The sequence below is a fragment of the Giesbergeria sp. genome, from assembly GCF_028686475.1.
In the GTDB taxonomy this organism is placed as follows: Bacteria; Pseudomonadota; Gammaproteobacteria; order Burkholderiales; family Burkholderiaceae_C; genus Simplicispira.
On the sequence record NZ_JAQUCA010000042.1, the window covers coordinates 1 to 8889 of the forward strand.

Genomic DNA, 8889 nt, shown 5'->3' on the forward strand with positions numbered 1-8889 from the left:
TACAGCCAATGGCTGGATGTTCGGTGACAGCCTGTGGAGAGGAAGGCACTGGCTTGGGTCGTAAGACCCGAGTGAAACCAGCCTCTGTGAAGCAGGAAGCAATCGGTAGATTTAGTCAGAAATGATTGGATTTGCGTAGGTATTGCAGAACGGTACACACCGAGTCTGGTGCTTTGGTGCAAACGCCCTGGTTGCCCTTGGATAAGGGGCCGAAGTAAGTGCTTGGCTTGCCCTGCAAAGTCCGACGACGTGCTTAATCTTCAGCGCGCGCCATAGGCAAAGCCGGAAAACGCACGGTAAACAACGCCCCCGGTGGCGTTTGGCCGGGGTGGGCATCGTCCAAACTGACCTCGGCCCCATGCTGGGTGGCAATCTCTAACACAATCGGCAACCCCAGCCCGGAGCCGTCGGCTTCGGTGCCCAAGGCGCGGTAAAACGGCTGAAACACCAGCTCGCGCTCGGCCTCGGGCACGCCCGGCCCGGAGTCTTCTACCTGCAAAATAACGCTTTGGTGTTCTATGTCAATCAACACTCTGGCCGTGACCACGCCCGGCTTTTCGGCGGTGGACGGGGTGTAGTGGATGGCGTTGTCCACTAAATTGCGTACCAGCTCCATGATGAGCGTGGGGTTGGCATCCATTTGTAGCCCCCAATCGCCCGGCTCGGCACCGTCATAACCCAAGTCGATGCGTTTGTCTAAGGCGCGCGGCACCGAGTCGCGTACCACTTCAATCACCAGCCGGGCCAAATCGCAAGGCTGGCGCGGCATCACAGCCCCGCTGCCTTCGGCGCGCGCCAAGGCCAGCAATTGGTTCACGGTGTGGGTGGCACGGATGCTAGAGCGCCCAATTTGCTGCAAGGAGCGTTTGAGTTCTTCGGTGCTGGTGCCTTCGCGCTGGGCCAAATCGGCCTGCATACGTAAACCGGCCAAAGGGGTTTTCAGCTGGTGCGCGGCATCGGCCAGAAAGCGTTTTTGTGTGGCCAGAGAGTCGTGCAGGCGGTTGAGCAAATCATTGACGGCATCCACCAAGGGGGCCACCTCTAAGGGCACGGCTTTGTGGTCTAAGGGACTGAGGTCGTCCGGGCTGCGCGCGCGGATGCGCTCTTCCAAGCGGTGCAGGGGCCGAATGCCATGCGCCAGCGCCAGCCACACCAACAAAACGGCCAGCGGCAGGATGATGAATTGCGGCAGCATCACGCCTTTGATGATTTCGGTGGCCAGTACGCTGCGCTTTTCGCGGGTTTCGGCTACTTGCACCAAGGCCATGCCGCCCTTGCTTAAGGGCAGGCGCACCCAAATATAGGCCACCCGAATATCAATGCCGCGCAATTCGGCATCGCGCAGTTGCACTTGTGCGCTGTTGGGTAATTGGTCTTCCGGGGGCAGGGGTAATTCGCTTTCACCCGAGAGCAGTTCGCCGTGCGGCCCCGTGACTTGATAATAAACGATGTCCGAATCATCGGCGCGCAAAATTTCACTGGCGGGCTGGGGCAGATTAAATTGCACCTTACCCCGATATACCATGACCAGTTGCGCCAGCGCGTGGGCGTTGTACTCTAAGGCGCGGTCAAATGGCTTGTTGGCGATGCCTTGGGCCACCAGCCAAGTCAGGGCCAAACTGACCGGCCATATCAACAGCAGGGGCGTGAGCATCCAGTCCAGAATCTCGCCAAACAGCGAGCGCTGTTCGCGCTGGAAGATTTTCAAAACGCAGCCCCCCAAAGCAGCAGACGCACAGCCGCCCTAGCCCGGAATTTTCTCTAAGCAGTAACCCAAGCCACGCACCGTGGCGATGCGAATCGGCCCTTTCTCTATCTTTTTGCGTAGGCGGTGGATATAGACCTCAATCGCGTTGTTGCTGACTTCTTCGCCCCACTCGCACAGGCGCTCGACCAGTTGGTCTTTACTGACCAAGCGCCCGGCACGTTGCAACAGCACTTCTAACAGGCCCAACTCGCGCGCCGAGAGTTCTACCATTTTGCCGTCAATCGTAGCCACCCGGCCCGCTTGGTCATAAACCAAGGGGCCGTGGCGAATGGTGGCACTGCCGCCACCCGCGCCCCGGCGCACCAAAGCACGCACGCGCGCCTCCAGTTCTTGCAGGCTAAAGGGCTTGGCCATGTAATCGTCCGCGCCAAAATCCAAGCCTTTAACGCGCTCTTCCACGCTATCGGCCGCCGTCAAAATCAACACCGGCAGGGTAGCCCCTCGGCTACGCAAGCGCTTGAGTACCTCTAGGCCATGTATTTTGGGCAGGCCCAAATCCAAAATCAATAAATCAAACTCGTGGTTGGTCATCAGGGCGGCATCGGCTTCGCTGCCACTGGCCACATGATCTACCACGGCCCCCGAACTGCGTAAGGTACGCAACAGGCCATCGGCCAGCACTTGATCATCTTCGGCAATCAAAATACGCATGCAAAAAATCCTGTGTCAGGTCGGTGAAAGGTGCTAATTTTAGGAGAGTGTCAGCACCTATCATCACTTGATACACACCAAGCGCACTTGGCGCAGGTCGGTCAGGCCCTGTAAGGCTTTTTCTATACCGTCCATTTTCAGGGTACGCATACCACTGTGCAGGCACGATTGCAGCAACTGGGCCACGCGCGAGCGCAGTTGAATATGCTCTTTGATGGCATCGTCGGCCACCAGCAACTCATGCAGGGCCACACGGCCTTTGTAGCCGCTGCCTTGGCATTTGTCACAGCCCACCGAGCGGTAAAGCCGCAATTGCCCTTGGGCATCGCTGTATTGGCTGCGCCAGTTTTGCAAGAGTGCCTCGCATTGCTCGGTGCTGGGTTGCACTTCGCTGCTGGTTTGGAGGTACTCACGCGCGCAGGCGGCCAATTCGGCCGCGTCGGGCAGATAAGCTTGTTTGCAACTGCACAGCTTGCGCGCCAGCCGCTGCGCCAGCACGCCCAGCAGGGCATCGGCAAAATTGAAGGGGTCCATGCCCATGTCCAGCAGGCGCACGATGGATTCGGGGGCCGAGTTGGTGTGCAGGGTAGAAAACACCAAGTGCCCCGTCAGGGAGGCTTCAATGCCCATACTGACGGTTTCCAAATCGCGCGATTCGCCCACCATGATGATGTCGGGGTCCAAGCGCAAAAAGGCGCGCATCACGGTAGCAAAGTCCACCCCGGCTTTTTTGTTGACCTGCACTTGGCGCAAGCCGCGCTGGGTGATTTCTACCGGGTCTTCCGCCGTCCAGATTTTGGACTCGGGGGTGTTAAGGTGCTTGAGGATAGAGTGCAGCGTGGTGGTTTTGCCCGAACCCGTGGGGCCGCAGACATAAAACAAGCCATAAGGCTTGCTGATGGTATCCATCAGCCGTTGCAGATTGTGGCTGCTCAGGTTGAGCTGCTCTAGCGGCAGTGGCTCGCCGCCGCGCAACAGGCGCATCACCACGTCTTCGACCCCACCCATCGAGGCGATGGTGGCCACGCGCAGTTCAATATCCAAGGGGCCAAAGCGGCGGAATTGGATTTTTCCGTCTTGGGGTTTGCGCCGCTCAGAAATATCCAAATCGCACATAATTTTGATGCGCGTGACCAGCGGCGCGCGGTAAGCAGCTGGAACCTCAATGTAGGGCCGCAACACGCCATCAATGCGAAAGCGAATTTGGGTTTTGTCTTTGCCCGGCAGGGGTTCGATGTGGATGTCAGAAGCGCCTTGCTGGTGGGCATCCAAAATGATGCGGTTGACCAGCTTGACCAACTCATTGTCCGCCGCCGCAGAGACCAAGGCGCTATCGTCCACGCCGTCGTCGAGTGCGGTATCGGTTAAATCGGCCAACATGCGGTCCACGCTGGTGTCGGCTTGCGCGGGGTAAAGTTGGTCCAGGGTTTGCAAGAAATCTTGCCGTGTCGTGACCCGGTATTCAATCGGCTGCGCCTGCGGAAATACCTGGCCGACAATGCGTGCGCTTTGCACTGCTTCGGGGTCTAGGCACATTACTTGCAGGCCGGTGCTGCTTTCCTCCAAAGGCACCCAACCTTGCGACAGCAAAAAATCGCGCTTGAGGGCACCGTGCAGTGCTTCAACCCGCAAACGCTGGGCCTGAAACCCGGCATAGGGCACGCCAAAAAAGGCCGCCAAACTGGCCCCAATCGCCGCCAAGCCCACGCCTTGCTGGAGCAAGATAGCCTCGCTGGGCAGGCCGCTATCACGGGCTTGTTGTAGGCACTGGGCCAAATCTACCCCGCTGATGTGGCCCTGTTGCACCAGCCATTGGTAGCGCATACTGCCCGGCTGCTGTGCGGGCGCACGGCTGGGCAGGGGGGGCAAGGCTGCTGGGGTGGCGGCTGGCTCTGGCGCACTGCTGCTGGCCAGCTCGGGCGGTGGCCCTCGGTGCTTAAAGGCGATGGCCAAGGTTTTGCACAGTTCGGTCACGCCTTGCTCGGCGGCGCTGCCAAAGGGCTGGCCACTGCGCGTGTTGATGAGTTGCAGCACGCCGTACAGGGTGCCATCTTGCACGATGGGTGCGGTGAGCAATTGGTGCGTTACGTAACCTGAACGCTTGTCCACTTCGGCCTGAAAGTTCAAATCGGGGGCTATCTGCCGTAAGGCGGCGCTGTCGTGGGCATCAGGGACATTAATCAAGCGCCGCTTAAAGGCGACATAACCAGCAACGCTGTTGTTTTTGATACGCAAACGGATGCTGCGGATGGTTTGCAGGCCGGTTTTGATGCGCGAGACGATGTACTCGCCATCTTCGGCCACGGTGTAAATGGTGATGCGGTCGGCCGCGAACAAATCGCAAATCGGCTGCGCCAAATCCACCATGATTTGTTCTACGCGGTCGGTGTTGTGGATGCGGTTGCTCAGGTGTTGCAGCGCCCGAAAAAAAGCCGCTTCGTCTAAAGGTGTGGAAGTAGGAGAAGCCATGCGCTTAAAACTCAAAAATTTGTCCGGCCTCTAGCCAGAAAAGGGGATATTGCCGCTCTAGCCCCAAGGCTTGCACTTCGGCGTGCAGCAAGGCTACTTCTAGCGGTTTGGTGTGCGTCAGGCCGATACGGCAGCCGGTTTGCAGGGGCATGGATAGCTGTGCCAGCTCTTGGGCCAGCACCTGCGGACACAGGTGGCGGCTGACATGGGCCAAGGCACTGGCACGCTGGCTGAAGGTCAGTTCAATCACCAGCATGGCCAGCGGCAGTTGGCGCAAACGTTGCCAAAAAGCCGGGTTGCGTTCGGTATCGCCGGTAAACACCCAATGGCCTTGGGGCGTGTGTACGGCAAAGCCGACGGCGGGCACGGTATGGTGTGCCGGGAGTACCTCGATTTTTTTGCCGCTCAAAGTGAGTACTTGGCCGACTTCAATCGGGTGAAACTGCACCATTGGCTGCTGTGGCGATGGAATGACCGAAAAATCCGGCCAAATGATGTCGTTGAAAATATGCGCGCGCAAAGCCTCAATCGTGGCGGGCAGGGCATGAACGCGCAGGGGTTGCTTGCGTAGCCCAGCCACGGCATCGAGCATCAGGGGCAAGGCGGTTACATGGTCTAGGTGCGAGTGGGTCAGCAACAGGTGGTCAATTTGCACCATCTCGCCCAGCGGCAAATCGGCCACGCCAGTGCCTGCATCGAGCAAAATGTGCTGATCGAGTAAAAAAGAGGTGGTGCGGGCGTGTTGTCCAATGGCACCCGAGCAGCCTAAGACCCGTATTTTCATGATGGCCATTCTGGCACGAGTGGGCGTAGCGTTGTGCGGGGAATCCCTCGCAAGCTGTCAAAAATCTGCCTTGTAAGCGGCAAGTTACAGCGCTCTTGGTTTACAGTGGCGTTGTCGGCACCCAGCCGACCGAAGTTCGAAAAGGAGATCAACATGCAAGTGCAGGTACACGCTAACGACCACATTCAAGGCGGTGAATCTTTGGCCCAATGGATTCAGACCGAAGCCCTTGACCGGCTGGCCCGTTTTCGCGAGCACATCACCCGCGTCGAAGTGTTCCTGACCGATGTCGATGCCGGTAAATCCGGTGCCAACGACAAGCGCTGCCGCCTAGAGGCACGCCCCGCAGGACGCCAACCCGTTACCGTCACCGCCGATGGTGACAAAGTGCCCGTGGCCTTTATCAGCGCCGTGGACAAGCTCATCCACGCTTTGGATGCCGATTTGGGCCGCGTCAAAGCCCGCCATGCCCGCGACACCATTGGCGCGCATTTGCAAGACCCAGAATAAGTCAGCGCTGGGGCGGCTCGGTAGCTGCCCTTTGGCCCTAGGCTCCAAGCGCAAGTGTTTACAGCACTTGCGCTTTTTTTTGTGTCCAGCTGGTCAAACATCACCCCAGCGGCGCAGGCTGCCCCACAATATCGGCATCACAACCCGTGCCAGCGGCAATCCAGCGCCTAGCCCAGTAACGGCACCAACGCAATAGCCAAGGCCTGCGCCAACCTGTCACACGGGCAGGGTCTGCCAGCAGCCCACACTGGTAGCGCTGCTGCTCCTCACTCCACAGCAACGCCTTGCAGGCTCCACGGCGTCGCCTAGATACCCAGATGCCCAAAGGGCAAGGCGCGGCCAAACAACACAAACCACAGCCATTGCAAGGCGCGCCCAGCGCTGGTTTTTCTGGTGCTTGCGCGTGCCAAGCCACCACCGCCAGCACAGGCAGGCAAGCATCTTGCTTATCTAAATTGGCCACAGCATGATGAGGTGCCACTGCTTGGGCAGAAGGAGGAGGGGGGAGCTGGTTTGGCATGTCTTCATTTCCGGGTACACAACATCCCATGAGCGCAAACAAAGATGCTTTCAACCGCCAAGTGCTGCGTCTGGCCGGAGCCTATCTGGTCGTGATGATGAGCGCCTTGCTGGCTTTGGGTTGGCCCCTGCACGAAAACTACCTGCGTAGCCGTGTCGAAGTCATTGAAGCGCGTGAACAAGGCTACCTTAGCATGGTGGACTACATGGTACACAAAGAATTTCTGGAAATGGCCGGTGATTTGGGTGTCATCAGCAACTCCGCTGTACTGACAGAGTTTCTCGACCGACCCCAGCCCCTGCTGCGCCAGCGGCTCGCTTTGGCGCTAGAGCAAGTGGTTCACAACTATGGCCGTTATATCGACTTGCAAGTGCAAGACCCCCAAGGGCGCATATTGGTGCAAGTCAGACGCACACAACTGCTAGAACAACCCCCATTACCGTTAGATGCCACTGATGCGGTCAATACCCTGCGTATCCATACGCCAGTCTTTAACAGCCGTCGTCAGCAGGCCGGTACTGTGCATCTCCGGTTTCATCTCGATGAACTGCTCGACACCTTTGCCAACGTCATGGCGCGCAATCCCTTCCATCAGGCCATGCTGGTGGGGCCTGATGGGCAATGGCTTCGTTCCTCCCAGCTCCAGACCGACAAACCCCTTAGTTTTGCCCAACAATACCCAGCCGTTTGGGCCGCCATGCAGCGGCAACACACAGGAGCCTTACAGACCCATCAAGGCTTGTTCCTGTTTAGCACCCTCTATCCGCTAGAGTTGCCCCCCTCTGCGCTGCCCGCCAGCGCCATTTTGCAGCACCAAGGCATCACCGTTGCGGCCCAACAACCAAGCCAATACCACTGGCAAGCCGTTATTTTGGTACCGCGTGAGCTGCTAGAAGAATCCCCTTGGCTTTGGCGCAGCCACGGTGTGGTGGTGGGATTGCTACTGTTCACCTTGGTGTTCATCAGCTGGATGCTGGCCGAGCGCAAAGTCAGTACCAACGTCGAGCGCGCGCGCGAACAACAAAACGCGCAAGAAATTGCCGCACTCTACGACCAAGCCCCCTGTGGTTACCACTCCTTCGACACCCACGGACGCATCTTGCGTATGAACCTCACGCAATTGGGCTGGCTGGGTTACTCCCGCCACGAAGTGCAAAACCGCCTCTGCCTGACCGACTTGCTCACCCCTGCCAGCGCCGTCCATTTCAAAAAACTCTTTCCACGGCTCCAAGTCTCTGGGCAGCTACGCGATATAGCCCTGAACATGGTACGCAAAGATGGCAGCATCCTGCCCGTGTTGCTCAACGCCACCGCTGAAATGAGTCCCCAAGGCGAATTTCTTTTTAGCCGCACCGTGTGTATCGACATGACCGAAATCCAGCGGCTACAACAAGCCCTAGAGCGCAGAGCCAACACCGACAGCCTGACCGGTCTCTGCAACCGCCGCCATTTCTTCGAATTGGGGGTACGAGAACTCTCCCATGCCACCCGCCAACAACGCCCGGTAGCCGTGTGTATGCTCGACATCGACCACTTCAAGCAAGTCAACGACACCTATGGCCATGCGGCAGGCGACACAGTGCTGATGGCGCTGGCCCACAGCTTGCTGCAACAACTGCGCGACACAGACATCTTGGCCCGTTTGGGCGGAGAAGAATTTGCCATCTTGTTGCCAGACACCCCCTTGCAAGCAGCACAAGAAATTGCCGAACGTTTGCGTAGCAAACTCGCCGCCCTTAGCGTTCCCCTAGATAACCAAAAGCCACCGCTGCACTTCACGGTATCCATAGGAGTCGCCTTGCGCCACAGCAGCAACGCTACACTAGAAGACCTGTTACGTAGCGCCGATGTGGCACTCTATGCAGCCAAAGCCGCAGGGCGTAACCGGGTTTGCGTGGCCTCCCCAGAGCCGCCAGAACCCAGCAATAGCTAAAAAATTCAAATTTTTTATCAACCTGCTACCCACAGGCCAAAAAACCAGTGTAGAATTCAAGGCTTCGCTGCTCAGCACCACTTCTTGTAAGTAGTTCTTAGCAGCCGTAGTTTTCAAAGTGCCACGTTGTTAATAACCACACACTTTGACAGAGTTTAAAAAACTCTGCTACAATTCAAGGCTTCGCTCATCGCAGCAAGTTGATTCAGGTTCCGCCTGACTCTAGGTTCCTTAAAAATATACAGCCGATAAGC

At 57.9% G+C, this 8889-nt stretch carries 7 protein-coding genes; 2 read left to right on the plus strand and 5 right to left on the minus strand.

Annotation, left to right across the window (positions count from 1 at the left end; genetic code table 11):
* Window positions 1-253: 253 nt before the first annotated feature.
* From PHX60_RS15430 to PHX60_RS15445, 4 genes are all read right to left on the minus strand, one after another.
* Window positions 254-1708, minus strand: a complete 1455-nt coding sequence (locus PHX60_RS15430) for a sensor histidine kinase (RefSeq protein ID WP_300079559.1) — start codon at window positions 1706-1708, stop codon at window positions 254-256.
* Between the two features lie 36 nt (window positions 1709-1744).
* The gene (locus tag PHX60_RS15435) at window positions 1745-2419 is read right to left on the minus strand and encodes a response regulator transcription factor (RefSeq protein ID WP_300079562.1); all 675 of its coding nucleotides are present in this window, start codon (window positions 2417-2419) and stop codon (window positions 1745-1747) included.
* A gap of 63 nt (window positions 2420-2482) precedes the next feature.
* Window positions 2483-4888 carry a GspE/PulE family protein gene (locus PHX60_RS15440; protein ID WP_300079564.1) on the minus strand — a complete coding sequence of 802 codons (2406 nt, stop codon included), beginning with the start codon at window positions 4886-4888 and terminating at the stop codon, window positions 2483-2485.
* Between the two features lie 4 nt (window positions 4889-4892).
* The gene (locus PHX60_RS15445; protein WP_300079567.1) at window positions 4893-5672 is read right to left on the minus strand and encodes a 3',5'-cyclic-nucleotide phosphodiesterase; all 780 of its coding nucleotides are present in this window, start codon (window positions 5670-5672) and stop codon (window positions 4893-4895) included.
* A 153-nt stretch (window positions 5673-5825) separates the two neighbouring features.
* On the opposite strand from PHX60_RS15445, the gene PHX60_RS15450 reads away from it, so the two are divergent.
* Window positions 5826-6182, plus strand: coding sequence for an HPF/RaiA family ribosome-associated protein (locus PHX60_RS15450; RefSeq protein ID WP_300079570.1), 357 nt, complete (start codon window positions 5826-5828; stop codon window positions 6180-6182).
* A gap of 100 nt (window positions 6183-6282) precedes the next feature.
* On the opposite strand, the gene PHX60_RS15455 is transcribed toward PHX60_RS15450, so the two are convergent.
* Complete coding sequence (locus tag PHX60_RS15455) at window positions 6283-6702, minus strand: hypothetical protein (protein ID WP_366144397.1); 420 nt, start codon at window positions 6700-6702, stop codon at window positions 6283-6285.
* Between the two features lie 28 nt (window positions 6703-6730).
* Here PHX60_RS15455 and PHX60_RS15460 point away from each other — a divergent pair, with 28 nt between their 5' ends.
* Window positions 6731-8635: a sensor domain-containing diguanylate cyclase gene (locus PHX60_RS15460; protein ID WP_300079573.1), complete on the plus strand. Its 1905-nt coding sequence runs from the start codon at window positions 6731-6733 to the stop codon at window positions 8633-8635.
* Window positions 8636-8889 lie beyond the last annotated feature (254 nt).

Coding starts and splice junctions, on each gene's coding strand:
- PHX60_RS15435 (WP_300079562.1), bottom strand. CDS start 2,419: ATGCGTATTTTGATTGCCGAAGATGATCAAGTGCTGGCCGATGGCCTG.
- PHX60_RS15440 (WP_300079564.1), bottom strand. CDS start 4,888: ATGGCTTCTCCTACTTCCACACCTTTAGACGAAGCGGCTTTTTTTCGG.
- PHX60_RS15445 (WP_300079567.1), bottom strand. CDS start 5,672: ATGAAAATACGGGTCTTAGGCTGCTCGGGTGCCATTGGACAACACGCC.
- PHX60_RS15450 (WP_300079570.1), top strand. CDS start 5,826: ATGCAAGTGCAGGTACACGCTAACGACCACATTCAAGGCGGTGAATCT.
- PHX60_RS15455 (WP_366144397.1), bottom strand. CDS start 6,702: ATGCCAAACCAGCTCCCCCCTCCTCCTTCTGCCCAAGCAGTGGCACCT.
- PHX60_RS15460 (WP_300079573.1), top strand. CDS start 6,731: ATGAGCGCAAACAAAGATGCTTTCAACCGCCAAGTGCTGCGTCTGGCC.